The organism is Yimella radicis (assembly GCF_054778255.1).
Genome location: NZ_BAAGZR010000010.1, coordinates 194422 through 213538 on the forward strand (window position 1 = coordinate 194422; position 19117 = coordinate 213538).

The following is a 19117-nucleotide window of genomic DNA, read 5'->3' on the forward strand; positions in this document are numbered from 1 at the left end:
TGTACCTCCGTCGGGCTTCGCGCCAACTGGCGTCCTGGAGACCTTAACCCGGCGACCCCGCCGAAGGACCGCCGGTTCGCCGGGATCAAGACCTGTGCGAGACGATGACGCACATGACCGACGAGCAAGCGCCCGATCAGCCGATCTCCGAGCAGTCCCTCGACCAGCCCGAGTCACGGCCCGAGTCACGGCCCGAGTCACAGCCCACGGCCAAGCCGCTTCTCAGCCCGTTGGGTGAGTGCGCCGTCGACACCGAACGTCACGTCGCCGCCGCCGGCTGGGACCAGGCGCCGCGCCTGTTCGCTCTCGCGACCAACTCTGCGCTGCTGGCCAACGAACCGGCACTCGCCGATCAGTTGAAGGGCGCCGACCCGGACTCCTTCAGCGCCATCGAGCAGGAGGGCATGCCGCGTACTTCGTCCATCGAGTCGATGCTCGGACGCCTGGCGTGGCCGCCCGAGGTGGAGGGTGTGCTGCTGGCGATCGAACGCATCGTGGTGCCGCCGGAGGCCGAGAACGACCTGCCCGACAACGCCGAACAGGCCGCCGAGGTGCTGGCCGCGCACCCCGACCGACGCGACGTCCGGCTGCTGGTCGGTGTGCTGCGCGACGGTGAGGCGATCTGCCTGCTGCGGCAACGCGAACACGACGAGGACGACAAGGTCGCCGTGGGCACGGACATCGCACCCGGCTTGGTGGCCGCACTGCGGGCCAGTCTCGACGACGAGGACTGACGCCTTATTTCGTGCAGGCGGGGAATCCGGTGGTCTCGCCCTTGGCGATCTTCGGCATGGCGGCGAGCGCCTCCTTGAGGCTCGCGACCTTGATCACCGTCACACCGTCCGGCTCGTGGCCGACGACCTCGTCGCAGTCGGACGCGGGCGCGAGGAAGTAACCGACCCCGGCGTCCTTCGCACCGACCATCTTGTGGCGCACTCCCCCGATCGGCCCGACTTCGCCCATCTCGTTGATCGTGCCGGTGCCGGCGATCTTCTTGCCGCCGGTCATGGCGCCGGGCGTGATCTTGTCGTAGATCGCCAGCGTGAACATCATTCCGGCCGACGGTCCGCCGACATTGCCGGCGTTGACCTTCACCTCGAACGGCATCGTGTACTCCGGGTCGAGTCCGATACCGAAGACCGCCCGCCCGTTCTGGGCGGCAGCCGTCTTCGCCGACACCGACACTGTCTTTCCACCGCGCAGCACCTGGACGGGCACCGACGAACCGGGTTTCACGCCGTCCATCGCGGCGTGCACGGACGCGAGGTCGGTGACCTTCTTGCCGGCGATGCTCAGCAGTTGGTCCTTCACGACCAGCGCCTTCCCCACGGGCGCGCCCTCGGCGATCATGCCGACGAGCACCTTCTGCGGCACCGTGAAGCCGGCCGAACGCATGGCGACGACCTCGGCAGTCTCCTGCGAGTCGGTCATGTCGGCGGCGTTCTTCTGCTTGATCTGGTCGCCGCTGACGTCCTTGGGGAACCACGCCTCCTCGGGCTCGATCTGCGCGTTCTTGTCCAAGAACTTCGCCTGGAGGTACTCGATCACCGAGACCGGATAGTTGGGTCCGCCGGCGAGCGAGACGGTGGTGAAATCGAGCGACCCGGACGTCGGGTAGGTCTTGGCGCCCTGGATCGCGATGACGTCCTTGCCGTCGACCTTCCCGAGAGTGTCGGTCGCCGGGCCGGGCCGCAGGATCACAACCGGCACCTTGATGATCGACATCAAGGCGATCGCGATGACGACCAGCACGGTGACGACGATCAGCAGAATGTTGCGGAACGACAGTCCGCGCCGGCTGACCGCCGATTGCGCGGACGGCTGCCCTTCGGCGTGTTCGGGCGATGGGTCGTGCGATCGGTCGGGCGTCGGTGCGCTCACAGGCCGACCCACTCGTCCGAACCGTCCGCGAAACTCTGGTGCTTCCAGATCGGCACCGTCACCTTGAGGTCGTCGATCAGGCGGTGGCACGCGTCCAGCGCGGCGCCACGGTGCGGCGCGCTCACCGCGACGACCACAGCGAGGTCACCCACCTGCAACGAACCGACGCGATGGACCGCTGCCACCTTGCTCACCTCGTCGCTCAGCACCTGCTCGCACACCCGCCGCAATCCATCAACGGCACTGGGATGCGCCGAGTACTCCAGCCCGTCGACATCCTTGGCGTTGTCGTGGTCACGCACGACTCCGACGAAGAGTCCGATGCCTCCCGCAGCGGGGTCCTGGACGGCCGTCAGCACCTCGTCCACGGACAAAGGGGTGTCGCGGACGTCGGTCAGCGTGACCCGCGCTTGGTTCATCAGGACTCCAGGTGCTTCTCGGGCGGCGTACCGACGTAGCGTAGGCACTGTGGGCTCGACTTCTCGAACCTGCCACCGGGAACGATTCGCATCGCCGTGTGGTTGACCCGAGCAAGTGACCTACGACCGACCGACGACCGGACCGAGGATCAGACCCACGATCCGTTGCGCGAAGGAACGAGATGAACCCCGAAGAGCGCCCCGACGACGTACCCGACCTCAACGAGTTGCTCAAGCACCTGATGGGCGGCGGCGACGACATGCGCGAGGCCATGTCCGAGCTCGGCCTCGGCCACATCGATCCGGCCATGTTCGCCCAGATGCAGCAGCAGATGGCCGCGATGATGGCGGCGCCGTCCGACGGCAGCAGTTTCAACATCGATGCCGCCCGTGACGTCGCCCGCCGTACCGTCTCGACCGAGGGCGACCCGAGCGTGTCGGCCGCAACGGCCAAGGACGTCGACCAGGTGGTGATGGTCGCCAACCTGTGGCTCGACCAGGTCACCGACTTCGCCTCGACCGGAGCCGGCAAGGCCTGGAGTCGTTCGGAGTGGGTCGAGGCGACGATGCCCACCTGGCGCCGCCTGGTCGAACCCATCTCGGACGCCGTCAACGCCGCCGTCATGCGCGCGATGCGCGACCAGATCGGCAATCTCGGCGCCGAGCAGTTCGGCATGCCGCCGCAGATGATGGGTCAGCTCGAGCCGATGCTCGGTCGGATGAGCAGTGCCGTGTTCTCGATGCAACTCGGCCAGGCCGTCGGCACGCTCGCCGGTGAACTGGTCACGGGCACCGAGGTCGGGCTTCCCCTGGTCGAGGGCAACCCGGTGGTGATCATGCCGACGAACGTCGCCGCGTTCGCCGACGGACTCGGCATGGACGCCGGCGAGATCCACCTGTACCTCGCGGTGCGCGAAGCGGCTCGCACGCGCCTGTTCCAGAACGTGCCCTGGCTCGGCCCGGCCCTCATCGCCGCCGTGCAGTCCTACGCCGCCGACATCTCGATCGACACCGAGGCGATCGACGAGGCCATGCGCAACGCCGACATGCAGGACCCGGCTGCACTGCAGGAGTCGATCTCCGGATCGATCTTCCGCCCGGAGCCGAGCGAGGCCCAGAAGCGCACCCTCGCTCACCTGGAGACATTGCTCGCCCTGGTCGAAGGCTGGGTCGACACCGTGAGCGACCGTGCGGTGCGCCCGCACCTGCCGCACGCCGACGCCCTGTCCGAGGCGGTTCGCCGTCGCCGCGCGACCGGTGGTCCGGCGGAGAAGGTTTTCGCCAGCCTGGTCGGACTCGAATTGCGCCCACGTCGCATGCGTGACGCCGCCAATCTCTTTGCCGCACTTGAGGATTCCAAGGGAACGGCGGGCCGCGACGGGGCCTGGAAGCACCCCGATCTCGCTCCCGGCGCCGACGACCTCGACGACCCGATGGGTTACGTCAACGGCGAGAAGGAGCAAGCCTGCGAGAAGTCCGCGCAGCCGGACGAGATGGACGACGCGCTCGCCGCATTGCTGGCACAGGGCCGCGAGGAGATGGAGTCGGAGAAGTCGGACTCCCCGGCCGACGAGCCCGGCAACGGTGACGAGTCCGGCGACGATCCCAAGGCATGAGCTTCGCACACCTGCAGGCGGACGTCGTCCGCCTGCTGGAGCATTGGGACGCGCCCACTGCCGAGCTTAACGACGTGCGCGAGGAGTACCTCGCACACCTGGCGGTTCATCCGGACGCGGTGAGCCGCGACGGAGTGTCCGACCACCTGACCTGCGGTGGCTTCGTCTTCGACCCAAGGCTGGAGCATGTCGCCTTGATCATGCATCGCAAGGCCCGGCTGTGGCTGCAGCCGGGCGGTCACTTCGAAAGTGATGACGCCGGCGTCATCGATGCCGCGGTGCGCGAGGTGCGCGAGGAGACCGGGCTACCGGTCGATGATGCGAACGCGATGATCGTCGACCTGCACCATCATCAGCTCTCGGCTGCGTTCGGCCGCTGCACCTCTCACCGCGACGTGCGGGTCGCGATCGTGCTGGACGAACCGGCCGAGTGCGTCGTCTCCGAGGAGTCGGACGCTGCCGCGTGGTGGCCGGTGGACGCGATCCCGCAGCCGACCGATCCCGATCTACCCGCGACCGTACTGCGGATCAGGGATCTGCTGGCTCGTCGGGCAGGTCGTCCATCGGCACCGGCGGCAGCCCCGAGCCGAAGCTGACTCCCGCGAGAAACGCCTCTGCGCGTTCGAGCTGCGGATAGCGCGCCACGAGCGCCTTGAAGGCCGGCCCGTGGTCGGCGTGCAACAGATGCGCCAGTTCGTGCACGAGCACATGGTCGATGACGTACTGCGGCATGTTCTGCAACCGGTCCGACAGCCTGATCTGCTTCGAACTCACCGAGCACGAACCCCACCGGCGTTGCTGGTTGCCCACCCAACGCACCGATGCCGGCACTGCTTTGCCGTCGAGGTAACGCTCGGACGACACCCGTGCCCGCTGCATCAACGCCTGGTCGGACGCGGCCGGGCGGCGTTGCCTTGCCATCACCCGACGCACCAGCCCAGGGACGAGACGGTCGAGCTCGGCCGAGGAGATGGTGCCCGGCACCCGCACCACGACGCGTCCGTCGACCAGCGTCGCCGAGAGCGTCGAGCGGCGGCGGGAGGAGCGGACGATCTCCACCTCAGGCGTTGGTTCCATGCCGGTGAACCTACGTCCGAGCACCGACACGGCACGAATCGTCCACCACCTCGCTCAGAACCGGCACCATGAGCCGGGCGCTGTGGAGAACCGGAACCGGCTCGGTTGATCAGTGGCACTCTGACCGGACGCCCCGGTCGCAGCCATCCTCCACGTCACGGAGAAACCACCATGATCGAACCGATCACCCTGTCGCCCAACCGTTCTCGCGCGCTGCGCTACGACGAGTCACATCTGTTGATCGGCTTGGGAGCACGCTCACCCCAGGTCGTCGGGCCGTTCCGACCCGCGGTGATCAACCGCATCGTCGCTGCCGGCGCCCTCACCCGTTCGCAATGGGCGACCGCCTTCCGCGGACTCGACGCACGCGCCGCCGACGCACTGCGCGACGCGGTCACTTGCACGCTGCCGCCGGATCTGCGCGGACTCGACTTCGCGGTGCACGGGTGTGGCCCGGTGGCTGTCGCGATCGCGCACCTGCTCGACCAGCTCGGCGCCACCGCGAATCCGCACCTTCCGATGCTGGGCATCACGGTCGGCGCACCCGGCGCACGCCTGGGCCCGGGAGTCTCACGATTGGTCATCGAACTCGGCCCGGATCAGATCGTCGTCGGACCCCTGCTGCAAGCGGGTGCCGGTCCGTGTGAAGGGTGCCTGAACGCCCGACGGCACGATCTCGACCGGCGCTGGGAACGCATTCGTCCCCAGGTGCTCGGCAACGATCTGTACGACGACGAACCCACCACATCCCCCGAACTCGCCCATGTAGCAGTCGGATTCGCCGGGCTGGTCGCACGCGGCCTGATGAGCGACAACCCGCTTCCCATCGGCTCGGCGATGTCGGTCTCCAGTTCGCTCGGCCGGGTCATGCATCACGTCTGGCCGATCCACCCGCTGTGCGTGTGCCAGGAGCAGCAGGCGGGGTGATCCTGCCTTCCCGGTCGCATCTTGTCGTCCACGTCTGGTCGTCCGGGCATGAGCGGGACGTCGGTCAGCCGGACTCAGCCCACCGTCAGTCACAATGTCCCCATGACGGATCTTCCTCGCAAGGCCGTCGTGCGAACCGCACGGCTGGCATCGCTACCTCTCGGGATAGGGGCGCGGGCCGCGGTCGGGTTCGGCCGCCGGGTGGGAGGTGCGCCCGCCGAAGCCGTCACCGCCAAGATGCAGGAGCAGACAGCCGCACAGCTGTTCAAGGTGCTCGGGGAGCTCAAGGGCGGAGCGATGAAGTTCGGGCAGGCGTTGTCGGTCTTCGAGGCCGCGCTGCCCGAGGAACTCGCCGCGCCGTACCGCTCGATGTTGACCAAACTGCAGGACTCCGCACCGGCCATGTCACAGGAGTCGGTCAACAAGGTGCTGCGTGAACAACTGGGCACCCGCTGGCGCGGCAAGTTCGAGTCGTTCGAGAACACGCCGGTGGCCTCGGCCTCGATCGGTCAGGTGCACCGAGCGGTCTGGAAGGACGGCCGTGAGGTGGCGGTCAAGGTGCAGTACCCGGGAGCAGCCGAAGCGATGCTCTCCGATCTCAACCAGTTGGCACGCGTCATGCGCGTCTCGACCTCGTGGGTTCCCGGGCTGGATGTCGTGCCGATCCTGGACGAACTACGCGCCCGGATGAGCGAGGAGACCGACTACCGCCTGGAGTCGGTGATGCAGGAACAGTTCGTCGAGGCTTATGAGGGCTCCGAACACTTCGCCCTTCCCCACGTCGTCCACGCCACCGACCTCGTCCTGGTCAGCGAATGGGTCGAGGGCACCCCGCTGTCACGGATCATCGCCGAGGGCAGCCAGGAAGAGCGCGACCTGGTCTCGCGTCGTTACCTGGAGTTCCTGCTCGGCGGGCCGGGACAAGCAGGGTTGCTGCACGCCGACCCGCACCCCGGCAACTTCCGACTGCTGCCGGACGGGCGCCTGGGCGTGCTTGACTTCGGCGCGGTCAACCGTCTTCCGGACGGATTGCCGCCGGTGCTCGGCGAACTGGTCACGCTCGCGCTGGAGGAGGATGCCGAGGGCCTGCTCGACCTGCTGCGGGAAGCCGGGTTCGTGAAGTCGTCGATCGACATCGACGCCGACCAGCTGCTGGAGTATTTCGCTGTCCTCATCGAGCCACTACGGCACGACGAGTTCGAGTTCACCCGCACCTGGCTGCGCAGCGTGTTCAACTACATCAACGACCCGCGCAGCTCCCAGTTCAGTGTGGGCCTTCGCCTCAATCTGCCGCCGGAGTTCGTGCTGATCTACCGCACCTGGTTGGGCGGGGTGGCGGTGCTCTGCCAGATCGACGGCACCGTGCCGGCCCGCCGGATCTTCGCCGAGAACGTTCCCGGCGCCGACTTCTGAGTCAGCCCGCGACGAGAGCGCAGGGGTGGTGGGCGTGGTGCGTCCCCCGAAATCGCACCACACTCATCACCCCTGCGCCCTTGCCGACCTGCTGTCGACCGTTCACCCGACTTCCGCCGGACGAGACGGTGGTCATGCCGCGATCGCGTTCTTGCGCGGACGTCCACGAGGACGCTTGCGCGCGATCACGACGCCGGCCTGGAACAGCTCGCCGCCCCAGACGCCCCACGGCTCACGCCGCTCGACGGCTCCGGCGAGGCATTCACGCCGCAGCGGGCACGTGCCACACAGCGCCTTGGCGAACTCGATGTCGTCCGGCCGTTCGGCGAACCACATCTCCGGGTCGTTGACCTGGCACGGCAGTTCGATCCCGCCCTCCTGAGAGTCGATGGTCTGGTCGATGAAGTCACGGAGCCCCGTGTCTATCGCTTCGAACATGTCTGTTGATCTTTCGTGGTCGTGTGCTTCGTCCGCGGAATACACGAAGGCCGCGGACCCTGTCAGGGTTCCGCGGCCTTTGAATGAGGACCGTCAATCTGCGATCAGATCGAGACGGTGACCTCCTGCCGCGGAGGGTTTTCGACATCGGTGCCGAAGAAGGGGGCATTGCCACTGCGCTCACGCGAGTACTCGGCGGCGACCATCGAGACGACGGACACACTGCTCCCCTGGGTCGAGGCAGAGATGCCTGCGAGGGTCGGCGAGGACGAGTGCGCAAAACGCAGATCGGACAACAGGTCCGTCTTCGTGCACATGGTCTTGGTCTCCATCAGGCCAACCCTCCTCTCGACTGATCAACGACCCCAGCAAACCCACGACGGGGCCGGGCTGAACGTGTCTCAGGCTACGTGCGCCTTCTCACACGGGGCAACTTATTTAATAACCAATTTCTCGATGCACTAAGAATCAGTCGGATTCCATTGCAGCACAAGACTTTTCGATCATGTCATCGGCAGACTCGCCGCGCAGGACGCCCAGCACCGACGGTCCGTAAACCTTGAGCTTGCGGGCGCCCACCCCGGAGACCCCGACCAATCCACTCTCGTCGACCGGACCGCGCTCGGCGATCGCGATGAGGGTCGCGTCGGTGAAGACGACGAACGCCGGCACCCGCTGGCGGTCGGCGACGCCCTTGCGCCAGGTGCGCAGAGCCTCGAAGGTCTGTTCGTCGTAGGTGGGCGGACAGTCACTGCAACGGCCGATCTTTCGCTCGGCCGCCGTATAGAGATCCTTCGCGCAGGTGCGGCAGCGCACCAGCTTGGCGCGCTCGACCTTCTTACCCCGGCCCGTCGAGCGCTTCTCGCTGCGCTGCCGCGGCGCCACACCGTCGAGGATTCCGTCGGCGGCGTGCAGGAAGCGCGAGACCGAACGGGTCGGCTTGCCGCCCGGTTGACGTGCCTGCGCCCAGGTCAGCACCAGGTGCTTGCGGGCACGGGTCAGGCCGACGTAGGTCAGTCGGCGCTCCTCCTCGATCGCTTCGGGGCCTTCGGCATGCGACAGCGGCAGCAGGCCGTCGGAGCATCCCGCCAATACGACGGCGTCCCATTCCAGGCCCTTGGCCGCGTGCAGGGAAGCGAGCGTGACCCCCTCGACGGACGGCGCGTGCTGCTCGGCCATCCGTCGGTCGAGTTCGACGATGAGGTCTGGCAGGCGTGCCTGCGGGTTCGCGGTCACCAGATCGTCGGCGACGGTCGCGAGGGCTTCGAGCGATTGCCAGCGTTCGAGCAGGGCCCCGCCGGTGGGCCGTTGCGGCGACCATCCGGCCGCGGTGATGACGTCACGCACCAGCGCACCCAAGGGCGCCGAACCGTCGTCCGAACGAGCCGCACCTCGCAGGAGGACCACGGCCCGCTTGACCTCGTCACGACGGAAGAAGCGTTCCCCGCCGCGCACGAGGTAGTTGATGTCGGCTTCGGCGAGCGCCTGCTCGATCGGCTCCGACTGTGCGTTGATGCGGTAGAGGACGGCGATCTCGCTGGCCGGAACGCCCTGCGCGAGAAGCGTTTTGATGCGCTGGGCGATGCCGGACGCTTCGGCGACGTCGTCGGCGAACTGGTGCAACTCGACTGCCGGACCGTCGTCGGACTGCGCCTGCAGTTGGGCGTATCCCCCGCCCTTGGCGGCGCCGAGCACGGCGTTGGCCAACTGCAGCACCTGCGGGGTGGAGCGGTAGTTGCGCACCAGGCGAACGGTCTGTGCGCCGGCGTGCTTGGTGGCGAACTCGCGCAGGTGTCGCGGGGAGGCACCGGTGAAGGAGTAGATCGTCTGGGCCGGGTCGCCGACCACACACACGTCGCTTCGGTCGCCGACCCACAGATCGAGCAAGGTCTGCTGGACGAGGTTGACGTCCTGGTACTCGTCGACCACAAAGTGGCGGTATTGCTCGCGGACGGCGCGCGCCACGTCATCCCGCTCGACCAGGAAGCCGGCCATGAGCAGCAGGACGTCCTCGAAGTCGATCACGTGGCGCCCCGACTTCACGTCCTCGTACATCTCCCACAGACGCGCCATCGCGATGTGGTCGAGGTCGGCGACATTGCGCCCCGCCTTGGCCGCGTGCCGCGCGTACGTCTCGGGGGTGAGCATGCCGACCTTGGCCCACTCGATCTCGGAGGCGATGTCGCGGATCGCCACCCGATCCAGCTGCAGCCGTAGCCGAGCCCCGGCTTCGCCGATCACCGGCGCCTTCTGCCCCATGATCTGCGGCGGAGCCCCGCCGATGACCTTCGGCCAGAAGTAACCCAGCTGACGCAGGGATGCTGCATGGAAGGTGCGCGCCTGCACCTTGTCGAGCCCCAGTCCGCGCAAACGCGTGCGCATCTCTCCCGCCGCTCTGGCGGTGAAGGTCACGGCCAGAACGCGTTGCGGTTGGTAGGCACCGCAGTGGAGGCCGTAGGCGATCCGGTGGGTGATGGCGCGGGTCTTACCGGTGCCGGCGCCGGCGAGAACGCACATCGGACCGAGCGGGTTCGAGGCGACGATCCGTTGCTCGGGATCGAGGCCGTGCAGTACCTCGTCGGGCGTCACGAGACGTCTCCGGGCTGCGCCGGCAAGGCCGCGCCGTACCAGCGCTCGATGAGGTGGCGAGCGATCGACAGGCGCGGCGGGACCGTGAGTTCGCCGCCGGCCAACGCGTCCTCCAACTGGGCCCGCGTGAACCAGCGGGCAGTGCGGATCTCCACCGGATCAAGGCGCAACCGCGTCTCGTCCGTGCGTGCGGCGTAACCGATCATCAACGAGGCCGGCATGGGCCACGGCTGGTTGCCGACGTACTCGGCCTCCACGATCGGCAAACCCACTTCCTCCATCACCTCCCGAGCCACGGCGGCCTCCATCGACTCACCTGGCTCCAGGAAACCAGCGAGCACCGACATGCCCGTGGGAAGCACGAAACGGGTGCCCTGGGCCAGCAACAGCCGGTCGTCCGGATCGACCACCGACATGATGACCGCGGCATCCGTGCGCGGGAAATGATGATGCCCCTCATCGCAGGTCATGACCCAGCCCGCTTTGGTCAGTGCGACGGGGCGTCCACAACGGGCGCAGAACCGTTGGGTAGCAACCCAGTTCGCCATGGCGACCGAAGTTGTTGCCAAGCCGAGATCGGCGACGGGCAACCCCGGTGCCAGCGATCGCAGGCTGCGGTGCGTGCGGTCGCTCTGCCGGGCGAGGTCCCCCGGATCAGTGGTACCGGCATCGCCGGGCACCTTCTGCTCCGGGACGTCGAACACGGCGACGAAGTCGGCTCCCTCCTGTCGGCCGAGGTACGCAGCCGGAAGGTCGCTGTCGGCCGGCTGCGGAGCCCGCAGCAGCAACCGCACCACATCGCCCTGGGTGGTGACCGGCATTCGCTCACCACGCAGGTGCAGTACCCGGGTCCGGGGCGACGACAACAGGCTCTGCAGCAGCGATGGATCCTCCCGGCGCAAGGAGTCACGGTCGAGGATGCTGCGCGACAGCATCAGATGCGCGTGCCGGTCATCCCCGCCGGGGGTCGGAACGAGATCTGAATCGCGATGAGTTGGGGACGAATCGGCCACGGCTCCCAGGCTAGGCGACCGTATCCGCGTACCGTGAGGCCGTGCTTCGCAGTCCCTACGTTCTGGCCGCCCTCGCTGATGCAGCCCTCCCCCGCGTGCAGCCCCGCTCCGTGGTCGCGCTGCCGACCCGCGTGACCGACAAGTACCAGCAGGCCCGGGTCGAGTCGTCCGACGGGCAGCCCTGGACCGTTCGCGTCTCGCGCAACGCGGCGGCTGCGGCTGCCGCCGAGCAGGCCGGCAGTTTCACCCGCCTGCTCGCCAAGCGGGTGCCCTTCGCGGTGCCCGTGGCCGAGGGACGGATGACGCTGGCCGATCGCAATCTGGTCACGGTGGCCCCGCAGCTTCCTGGCGACCCGATGGTGTGGCGCGGCCTGACCGGCGGCAGCCAGGAGGCGATCGAGGTCGGACGCGCCCTGGCCGCCCTGCACGACGTCGACCCTCGAGTTGCCGACGAAGTCGGGGTGCCCAGCTACGACTGCGACGGCTACCGCTCGCGCAGATTGGCGATCCTCGACCGCGCCGCCGGTACCGGACTCGTGCCCTCGGGCCTGCTGGCCCGCTGGGAACGGGCCCTGGAGGAAGTCTCGCTCTGGCGCTTCCCGACGTGTGTCACGCACGGGCCGCTCGAAGGTCATGACGTCTTCTGGGGGTCGGGTAAGGTCTGCGCGATCGCGTCCTGGGAGAACGCCGCGGTCTGCGACCCGGCCGACGATTTCGCGGCCCTGTGGGTGCTGGCGCCGTCGGAGGCCTTCGACACCGTGCTCGAGTCCTACTCCGCGGTGCGCACGGAGGCACCGGACAAGCACCTGGAGCGACGCATCCGGCTCAGCGCCGAACTGCAACGCATCACGGTGCTGCTGGACGCCGTCGCCGCCGACGACGACGCGCTCATCGACCGCCGGGCTGCCGCTCTTCGCCGGCTCAACGAACAGACCTCCGGTGACGAAAGCCTGATGCCGGCACCCCCGCGCAGGTCCAGAGCGGTCACCGCCGACCAGTTGGACGAACTCGCCGGCGAGGACAGCGTCGACGTCGACAGTGCGTCGCCCGAACCGGATGTTCGTGAGGACGACTTCGCGGCCACCGACGCCGTCACCACGGACGCCCGTACAAAGGACACTTCGACCGAGGACGAGCAGCACCTGCGCGACGACGACACCGTCGAAATGCAGATCAAGCGCGACCCGAAGAACTGAATCCGCTACTCCTGCAGCGGGATAGCGGTGATCAGCCGGTCGATCGCGTCGTCGCCGGGCAGTGCCGGGCGTACCGTTTCACCCGTCGCGGCGTAGTAGAACGCGGCCTTCACCCGCTCCGGCTCGATGCCGCGTAGTCGTGCATACGCCAGCCGGTAGGCCGCCAACTGCAGGACACGTGCCGAACCGCTGAGCCCCGACGGCGGACGACCGGTCTTCCAGTCGATGATCAGATAGCCATCGGCGTCCTCGAAGACCGCGTCGATCCGACCGCGCACCGACACCCCGGCGACCCAGGTCTCGATCGGCACCTCGATGGCGATCGGGGCACGTCCGGCCCATTCGGAGGCGAGGAAGTTGGCCTTCATCGTCTCCAGGTCGGCGTCGACGTCGGCGTCCAGATCGGCGAACCCGGGCAGTTCGTCGATGTCGACGAGGGCTGCCTTCGAGTAGTGCTCCTCCACCCAGGCGTGGAAGCGGGTACCTCGGCGCGCTGCGTACGCGGGCGGGGAAGGCATCGGCCGGCGCAGGTCGAGCGCGAACTTCTCCGGGTCGCTCGCCAACGCCACCACCGACGAGGCGGACAAGTGACCGGGCAACTGGACGGTCGGCACCCGCACCCCGGTGCCGACCGCGCGTTCGTGCAGCAGGGTGCGTAGTTCGCGTCGCCGACGACGTTCGGCATCGGAGAACGGACCGTCGACCTCCAGAGCGCCGAGGGGATCGGGGCCGGCCGCCGGCGTGATCTCCTGCAATGCGTTCAGCACGTGTTCGCGGCCTTCGAGCAGCGCGCTGCGACGCCGGGCCAGCGGGTCGTCGGGCCACACCATGGACAGCCCGTCGACCAGCCGGGGATTCGTCGCGTCCGGGTCTGGATCGGGTGAATTCGGTTCGAAAACAACGTGTCCGGCGTCGATGACGTCGCGCAGGAAGCGGGAGGGCAGGCGGCATTTGCTCCCCGAGAACCACACGGACGAGGTCATCAGCATCGAGTGCTTCGCCCTGGTGAGCGCGACGTACGCCAGCCGCCGCTCCTCCGCGAGGCCGTGCTCGCCGTTCGCCTCGCGGAACTTCTTGTACTCATCGCGCAGTTCGACGAGGTCGGCGAGTTCACCAATGGGCAGCGACGGCAGCCCGTCGCTGTCGCCCCGCAGGTCATAGGGCACACCATCGAGGCCGACCGTCCAGCCCTTCTCCTCCAGCACCCAGGTGCTGCGGTCGTTCGGGTCGGTCTTGGCGCCGACACTCCATCCCTGCAGGTCGGTGTTGTAGGTGGCCGAGCGGCGGTGGTTGGGGAAGACGGTCTCGGTCATCCCCGGAATCGCGACGTGATCCCACTCCAACCCCTTGGCCGCGTGGATGGTGAGCACCTGAATCGCCGCACTGTTGGACTCGATCTCGGCCTTGTCGAGGCCGCGTTCTTCGTCCTCGGCTGCATCCAGCCAGGACAGGAAACCGCCGAGCGTCGGGCGGTCGGCACTGGCGGTGAAGTTCATCGCGACGTCGGCGAACGCGTCGAGGTGTACCCGCGCCGTCTGCGGGGTCACTCCGGGCCGCGACATGACCTCGATGTCGAGACCGAGTGCGCGTTCGGCCTCGCCGGTGAGTTCGGCAAGCGGGAGACCGGTCAGACGGCGCAGGCTGCGGATCGCCAGCGACAAACCGGAAAGTCGCTCTCGAGCAACAGAACTCATCGGAGTTCCGGCCGGCCCGGCCCAGTCGACCGGCGGCAGATGATCCAAGGCTTCGACCAGGGACGGCCGATCGCGGGTGTCGGGCTCACGGTCCTGTTCGGTGCGCGGAACCTGTGGTCTGCCGTCCTGTTCGATGCGCCGCGACCAAGCGGCGAGCACATCGAGGTCGGCCGCACCGAGCCGCATCAGCGGGCCGGTGAGCAACCGGATCAACCGGTCGCCCCGGGTTGGGTCCTGGACCACCCAGAGCAGGCTCACCAGATCGGCGACCTCGGGCGTCATCAGCAGACCGCCGACGCCGACGACTTCGACCGGCAGGTCAGCGCGATCGAGCGCGTCGATCATCAACGGGAACAGCGAGCGTTTGCGGCACAGCACAGCAGCTGTCGGGTGATCGCCGTTCTGGTCGGGTTGCCACCGCTGCGCGAGCCACGCAGCGACGTGATCGGCTTCCTGCTCGATCGTCTCCAGACGGGCAGCGAACACTGCCCCTTCTCCCGCGGTCTCGGCTGCCTGCAGGGCGGGAACGGCCACCGGGCTTCCCTGCCGCAGCGGGGCGGCCACCACGTTGGCCGCGGCCAGGATCGCCCGGTCGTTGCGCCAGCTGCGCGACAGCGGTCGGACGGCGGCGTCACCGCAGGCGTCGGCGAAGTGTGCGGGGAATGATCCGAGCGTCGTGGCACTGGCCCCGCGCCAGCCGTAGATCGACTGGTGCGGGTCGCCGACGGCGGTGACCCGCACCGGCTCGCCCTCGGCCACGAAGAGATTCTTCAACAGCTGCAACTGTGCCTCGCTGGTGTCCTGGAACTCATCCAGCAACACCGCCTTGAACCGGCGCCGCTCCAACTGACCGACCCCGCCGAATCGCGACGCCAGGTTGGCCGCGAGACCCATCTGGTCGGCGAAGTCGAGTGCTGACCTCGCCTGCTTGAGTTGCTGGTACCGCTCCACGAGCGGCAGAACCGCCAGTCGCGCTCGCATCGCAGCCACGAGGTCGCGGTAGTCGGGGTTGGACACCTTCTTCAGCCGCCCGGCCTCCTGCAGATCCTCCAACCCGTACAGGATCGCCTCGATCTCCAGCCGCAGGTCCTGCGGCCTCAGCAGGTGCTCGGACATCTCACCCGACAGCGCGACCACGGCTGCGGTGACAGTGGATTCGACCTTGTCGACATCGTCCATCGGCCCGTCGTAGCCATGCACGACCTCGGCGGCGTACTGCCAGGCCGCTGCCTCGGTGAGCATTCGGGAGTCGGGCTCGACGCCGAGGCGCAGGCCTTGCTCACGCACGAGTCGGCCGGCGTAGGAGTGGTAGGTGAGCACGGTCGGGCTGTCGGACAGCCCGAGCGTTCCGTCGGCGTCCTGCTGCGGCACCCAGAGGCCTGCGGCACGCAGCGCGCGCAATTGACGAGCGACGCGTTCGGCCAATTGGCCTGCTGCCTTGCGGGTGAAGGTGAGCCCGAGCACCTGATCGGGCTGGACGAAGCCGTTGGCGACCAGCCACACCACCCGGTTCGACATCGTCTCGGTCTTGCCCGAACCCGCACCTGCGACCACCAGCATCGGGGCGTCCGGGTCGGCCTCGATGATGGCTCGCTGCTCGTCGGTCGGCGGGAACATGCCGAGCCGGCGCGCGATCTCGAGGCTGCTGTGCATGACAGCCGTGCTGCTCATCAGCTCGACTCCCCTTCCTGAAGTATCGGGCAGGCCGCCCGCACCGAGCAGGTGCTGCATTGCTTGCCAGGAGTCGCGGTGAACTCGGCGGCACCCATTCCCTCGGCGGTGGCGTGCAGCAGCCGGTCGGCCCATTCCGGATCTTCGGTGGACGACAGCGGCACCTGCTGCTGCAGGTTGTAGTCCTCCTTGACGCCCTTGCCCGAGCCCTTGCCCACCTGCAGCAAGGCCGCCCCGGCGGAGGTCTCGTCGGCTCCGAAGGCACCGTGCTCGACGGCCCATTGGTAGGCGCCGAGTTGCGGGTGTTCGGCGACTTCCTTACCGGACGGTGCGGACCCTCCGGTCTTGAGGTCGATGACCCGGATGCCCTCGGTCTCGTGCCGCTCGATTCGATCGACCTGTCCGGCCAGGCGGACGCGTCCGGCGCCGACCTGGAAGTCCTGTTCGACGCCGATCGGGGTCCACCCGCCGGCGGCCGCCTGGTCGACGTAACGGTGCATCCGCGCGAGCATCAGCGAGGCCAGCCGGAACTGCTGCCGACTGATCCACGACTCGCCGAGACCCAAACGGCCCCAGCGGTCCCGTAACGCCTGCTGCATGCGATCGGGATCGGTGTCGGCGTACTCGGCCGCGATCTCGTGCACCAGGATCCCGATGTTCGCCGCACCCTGGTCAGGACCGTCGCCACCACGGGAGGTGAGAAACCAGCGCAGCCCACAGGTGCCGAAGTCGGCCACCTTCGAGGGTGAGACCCGCACCGGCTGATCCACCCGCCGCACCGGATCGGTCGACGTGAGTTCGTGAAAGGCCCACCACTGATCGAGGTCGGCGCCGGCGACGTCGCGGTGCGCGAGTTCGGCGAGCAGCCGAGCCGCCTCGACCGGAGTGAGTTCCCCCTGCGGACCGGACTCGGGAACGACGAGTTCGCGGCGAAGCTCGGCGACCATCGAACGCAGGTTCAACCCGCGTCCGACATCGGTGTGCTTCCTGCCGTCCGGATCGTCGATCGGGTCGACGATGTCGAGATAGACGCTCGGCTGCTCCTCATCCGATCGAACCGCGGTGATCAGGACCCGCTCTGAGGCGCGCGTCAACGCGACGAGGAACTGCCGGGTCTCGTCGTAACGCACCGCCGCGGCCTGCGAGCGCAGATCGGCAGGGCGTCCGGTGAGCGCATCGACCAACGCTTCGGATCCGAGCAGCGAACCGCGCAGCCGCAGGTCGGGCCACACCCCTTCCTGCACTCCGGCGAGCACCACGAACTGCCACTCCTGGCCGGCGGCCGCCTGAGTGGTCAGCAGATCCACCGCGTCCTGCGCCGGGGCCGAGGAGGTCAGCCGGTCACCGGCGACCTCCTGGTCACGGATGTGGTCGAGGAAACCGGCCGGTGACGCACCGGGCAGCCGGTCGACGTAGGACGCCGCCGCCCCGAAGAGGCCGACGATGGCGTCGAGGTCGTGGTCGGCACGGGCGCCCGAGGTGCCACCGGCGAGCGCCGCGCGTGCCCACGGACCGGCGACGCCGGCGGCGATCCACATCTCCCACAGGACGGTCTCCGCGGACGCGTCCGTCGCCTGCCACGCGGCCGTGCCCGCCGCAAGGACGGCGCAGATGCGCAAGAGGCCGACCGCGTCCGGGCCGACATCGCCGAGAAACTCGGGTCGGTGCACCGTCTCGACCAACAGTTCGTCGCTGGAGCGACTGCCTCCATCGGCCAACTCTGCCGAGCGGAGGGCACGACGAAGACGCCGGATGGACAACGAATCCATTTGTGCCAGAGGAGAACTCAGCACATCGATGATGTCGTCGGGGGTCCAGTCGGGCACCCGACCCGCGGCGAGGTCGGCCACGACTTCGAACAAGGTGAGCAGCGGTCGGACTGCCGGTTCGTCACGCAGCGCGATGACCGTCGGCGGCATCGCCACCGGCACACCTGCACTCTGCAGCACCCGACGCAGCGCGGAGATGCGGGCCTGCCCCCGCGTGATCACGGCCATCTGCGACCACGGCACGGAGCCCTCGAGGTGCGCACAGCGCAGTTCGGCTGCGATATGAGCCGATTCCTGACTCACCGCACGCAGCATCGCCACCTCGACCGACCCTTCACGTGCGGCAGCGGACGGGCTCCGGTGCTCGCCGCCGGCCACCGAGCCGATGCGTGCGGTCACCCGCGCGGCTGCTTCGCGGATGGTGCGCGGCGAACGATGAGCGGTGCCGAGTTCGAACCGGGCCGGTGAGCCGGCGCGCTCGGCGAGATCGAGGAACAGCCGCGGGTCGGCGCCGCGGAAGGTCTGCACCGCGACATCGGGATCGCCGATCAACATCAACCGGGTCGTCGGTCCGGCGAGCAGCGACACCAGCCGTGCTGCGGCTCGAGTGAGTTCCTGTGCGTCGTCGACGACGATCAGCGCGAACTCCCGATGCAGTTGCTCGAGTTGGTCGGGCATGGCCTCCAGCAGGTCGGCCGCACCGCCCATGATCCAGGCAGGGTCGTAGGCTCCCGGCCGGGACAGAGCCGTGACCTGGTCGTACTCGTCGAGCACGTGTGCGGCAGCGATCCACTCCTGCCGTTCGTGCTCCTCACCGAGCAGACGCAGGTGGTCGGCATCGACACCCCACTCGACCGCACGCATCAGCAGGTCTCGTAGCTCGTGCCGGAACCCTCGGGTCGCCAGCGCCTCGTGCACGAAGTCGGGCCAACGCGGGCCGGGCACCTCACCGGACGCGTGCCCGGCGAGCAGGTCACGCAGAATCACGTCCTGCTCGGGGCCGGTCAACAGACGGGGCGCCTCCCGCCCCTCCACTGCAGCAATCCGGCGCAGGATGCCGAAACCCAGCGCCTGGGGAGTGCGCGCCATCGGTGCGCTGGAGGTGTTCGCCAGACGTGCTGATGCTCGCTCCCGCAGCGCGCCGGCACGAACGCGGGTCGGCGACAGGATCACGCAGGAGTCAGAAGGCACTCCTGCATCGACGGCGTCGACGACTGCTTCGACCGCGAGCAGGCTCTTGCCGGTGCCCGGCGCGCCGAGCACCAGACGGGTCGCCGCGGGACTCGACACCGCAGCGCCCTGGGCGGCGTCGAGAACGGGAGCCTGCACTGCGTCGGGTGCGCAACGGACCAGTTCGACCATGCCAGCCATCACACCAGCCGCCACCGACAACCTCGGGGCGTGGGCCGGACGG

15 protein-coding genes are annotated in these 19117 nt (G+C 68.4%); 6 read left to right on the forward strand and 9 right to left on the reverse strand.

Annotation, left to right across the window (positions count from 1 at the left end):
• Positions 1-113: 113 nt before the first annotated feature.
• Positions 114-734 (forward strand): PPA1309 family protein, encoded by a 621-nt coding sequence (locus ACYU8W_RS10390; RefSeq protein WP_499468863.1) that lies wholly within the window; start codon positions 114-116, stop codon positions 732-734.
• A 4-nt stretch (positions 735-738) separates the two neighbouring features.
• On the opposite strand, the gene ACYU8W_RS10395 is transcribed toward ACYU8W_RS10390, so the two are convergent.
• Together ACYU8W_RS10395 and ACYU8W_RS10400 are read right to left on the reverse strand one after the other, a co-directional pair.
• A complete protein-coding gene (locus tag ACYU8W_RS10395; protein ID WP_499468865.1) occupies positions 739-1881 on the reverse strand; it encodes a YlbL family protein in 1143 nt (380 codons plus the stop codon).
• Positions 1878-2300 carry a molybdenum cofactor biosynthesis protein MoaE gene (locus ACYU8W_RS10400; RefSeq protein ID WP_499468867.1) on the reverse strand — a complete coding sequence of 141 codons (423 nt, stop codon included), beginning with the start codon at positions 2298-2300 and terminating at the stop codon, positions 1878-1880. The genes ACYU8W_RS10395 and ACYU8W_RS10400 overlap by 4 nt, the downstream gene beginning before the upstream one ends.
• Positions 2301-2482: 182 nt before the next feature.
• Here ACYU8W_RS10400 and ACYU8W_RS10405 point away from each other — a divergent pair, with 182 nt between their 5' ends.
• Positions 2483-3916 carry a zinc-dependent metalloprotease gene (locus tag ACYU8W_RS10405; protein WP_499468868.1) on the forward strand — a complete coding sequence of 478 codons (1434 nt, stop codon included), beginning with the start codon at positions 2483-2485 and terminating at the stop codon, positions 3914-3916.
• Complete coding sequence (locus ACYU8W_RS10410; protein WP_499468869.1) at positions 3913-4512, forward strand: NUDIX hydrolase; 600 nt, start codon at positions 3913-3915, stop codon at positions 4510-4512. The genes ACYU8W_RS10405 and ACYU8W_RS10410 overlap by 4 nt, the downstream gene beginning before the upstream one ends.
• On the opposite strand, the gene ACYU8W_RS10415 is transcribed toward ACYU8W_RS10410, so the two are convergent.
• Positions 4445-4993 (reverse strand): M48 metallopeptidase family protein, encoded by a 549-nt coding sequence (locus ACYU8W_RS10415; protein WP_499468871.1) that lies wholly within the window; start codon positions 4991-4993, stop codon positions 4445-4447. The two genes, ACYU8W_RS10410 and ACYU8W_RS10415, sit on opposite strands and share 68 nt — an antisense overlap.
• Before the next feature lie 171 nt (positions 4994-5164).
• Here ACYU8W_RS10415 and ACYU8W_RS10420 point away from each other — a divergent pair, with 171 nt between their 5' ends.
• The gene (locus ACYU8W_RS10420) at positions 5165-5920 is read left to right on the forward strand and encodes a hypothetical protein (RefSeq protein ID WP_499468873.1); all 756 of its coding nucleotides are present in this window, start codon (positions 5165-5167) and stop codon (positions 5918-5920) included.
• A gap of 102 nt (positions 5921-6022) precedes the next feature.
• Positions 6023-7333: an ABC1 kinase family protein gene (locus tag ACYU8W_RS10425; RefSeq protein WP_239702241.1), complete on the forward strand. Its 1311-nt coding sequence runs from the start codon at positions 6023-6025 to the stop codon at positions 7331-7333.
• 132 nt (positions 7334-7465) lie between these two features.
• Here ACYU8W_RS10425 and ACYU8W_RS10430 read toward each other — a convergent pair whose 3' ends face one another.
• The 4 genes from ACYU8W_RS10430 to nudC all read right to left on the reverse strand — a co-directional run bounded on the left by ACYU8W_RS10430 (position 7466) and on the right by nudC (position 11373).
• Positions 7466-7771: a WhiB family transcriptional regulator gene (locus ACYU8W_RS10430; RefSeq protein ID WP_499468876.1), complete on the reverse strand. Its 306-nt coding sequence runs from the start codon at positions 7769-7771 to the stop codon at positions 7466-7468.
• A gap of 104 nt (positions 7772-7875) precedes the next feature.
• A complete protein-coding gene (locus ACYU8W_RS10435) occupies positions 7876-8103 on the reverse strand; it encodes a hypothetical protein (RefSeq protein ID WP_499468878.1) in 228 nt (75 codons plus the stop codon).
• Between the two features lie 136 nt (positions 8104-8239).
• Positions 8240-10360 (reverse strand): ATP-dependent DNA helicase UvrD2, encoded by a 2121-nt coding sequence (locus ACYU8W_RS10440; RefSeq protein ID WP_499468880.1) that lies wholly within the window; start codon positions 10358-10360, stop codon positions 8240-8242.
• Positions 10357-11373, reverse strand: a complete 1017-nt coding sequence (gene nudC / locus ACYU8W_RS10445) for an NAD(+) diphosphatase (RefSeq protein ID WP_499468882.1) — start codon at positions 11371-11373, stop codon at positions 10357-10359. Before nudC ends, ACYU8W_RS10440 begins: the two co-directional genes overlap by 4 nt.
• A gap of 41 nt (positions 11374-11414) precedes the next feature.
• Between nudC and ACYU8W_RS10450 the strand changes: the two genes are divergently transcribed.
• Positions 11415-12569 (forward strand): phosphotransferase, encoded by a 1155-nt coding sequence (locus ACYU8W_RS10450; protein WP_499468888.1) that lies wholly within the window; start codon positions 11415-11417, stop codon positions 12567-12569.
• A 5-nt stretch (positions 12570-12574) separates the two neighbouring features.
• Here ACYU8W_RS10450 and ACYU8W_RS10455 read toward each other — a convergent pair whose 3' ends face one another.
• Both ACYU8W_RS10455 and ACYU8W_RS10460 read right to left on the reverse strand, forming a co-directional pair.
• Positions 12575-15934, reverse strand: a complete 3360-nt coding sequence (locus ACYU8W_RS10455) for an ATP-dependent helicase (RefSeq protein ID WP_499468890.1) — start codon at positions 15932-15934, stop codon at positions 12575-12577.
• Positions 15934-19065, reverse strand: coding sequence for an ATP-dependent helicase (locus ACYU8W_RS10460; protein WP_499468892.1), 3132 nt, complete (start codon positions 19063-19065; stop codon positions 15934-15936). The genes ACYU8W_RS10455 and ACYU8W_RS10460 overlap by 1 nt, the downstream gene beginning before the upstream one ends.
• Positions 19066-19117 lie beyond the last annotated feature (52 nt).

What these genes read in the sequence shown, in the direction of transcription:
- ACYU8W_RS10390 (WP_499468863.1), top strand. Translation starts at nt 114, where the DNA reads ATGACCGACGAGCAAGCGCCCGATCAGCCGATCTCCGAGCAGTCCCTC.
- ACYU8W_RS10400 (WP_499468867.1), bottom strand. Translation starts at nt 2,300, where the DNA reads ATGAACCAAGCGCGGGTCACGCTGACCGACGTCCGCGACACCCCTTTG.
- ACYU8W_RS10405 (WP_499468868.1), top strand. Translation starts at nt 2,483, where the DNA reads ATGAACCCCGAAGAGCGCCCCGACGACGTACCCGACCTCAACGAGTTG.
- ACYU8W_RS10410 (WP_499468869.1), top strand. Translation starts at nt 3,913, where the DNA reads ATGAGCTTCGCACACCTGCAGGCGGACGTCGTCCGCCTGCTGGAGCAT.
- ACYU8W_RS10415 (WP_499468871.1), bottom strand. Translation starts at nt 4,993, where the DNA reads ATGGAACCAACGCCTGAGGTGGAGATCGTCCGCTCCTCCCGCCGCCGC.
- ACYU8W_RS10420 (WP_499468873.1), top strand. Translation starts at nt 5,165, where the DNA reads ATGATCGAACCGATCACCCTGTCGCCCAACCGTTCTCGCGCGCTGCGC.
- ACYU8W_RS10425 (WP_239702241.1), top strand. Translation starts at nt 6,023, where the DNA reads ATGACGGATCTTCCTCGCAAGGCCGTCGTGCGAACCGCACGGCTGGCA.
- ACYU8W_RS10430 (WP_499468876.1), bottom strand. Translation starts at nt 7,771, where the DNA reads ATGTTCGAAGCGATAGACACGGGGCTCCGTGACTTCATCGACCAGACC.
- ACYU8W_RS10435 (WP_499468878.1), bottom strand. Translation starts at nt 8,103, where the DNA reads ATGGAGACCAAGACCATGTGCACGAAGACGGACCTGTTGTCCGATCTG.
- ACYU8W_RS10455 (WP_499468890.1), bottom strand. Translation starts at nt 15,934, where the DNA reads ATGAGCAGCACGGCTGTCATGCACAGCAGCCTCGAGATCGCGCGCCGG.
- ACYU8W_RS10460 (WP_499468892.1), bottom strand. Translation starts at nt 19,065, where the DNA reads ATGGTCGAACTGGTCCGTTGCGCACCCGACGCAGTGCAGGCTCCCGTT.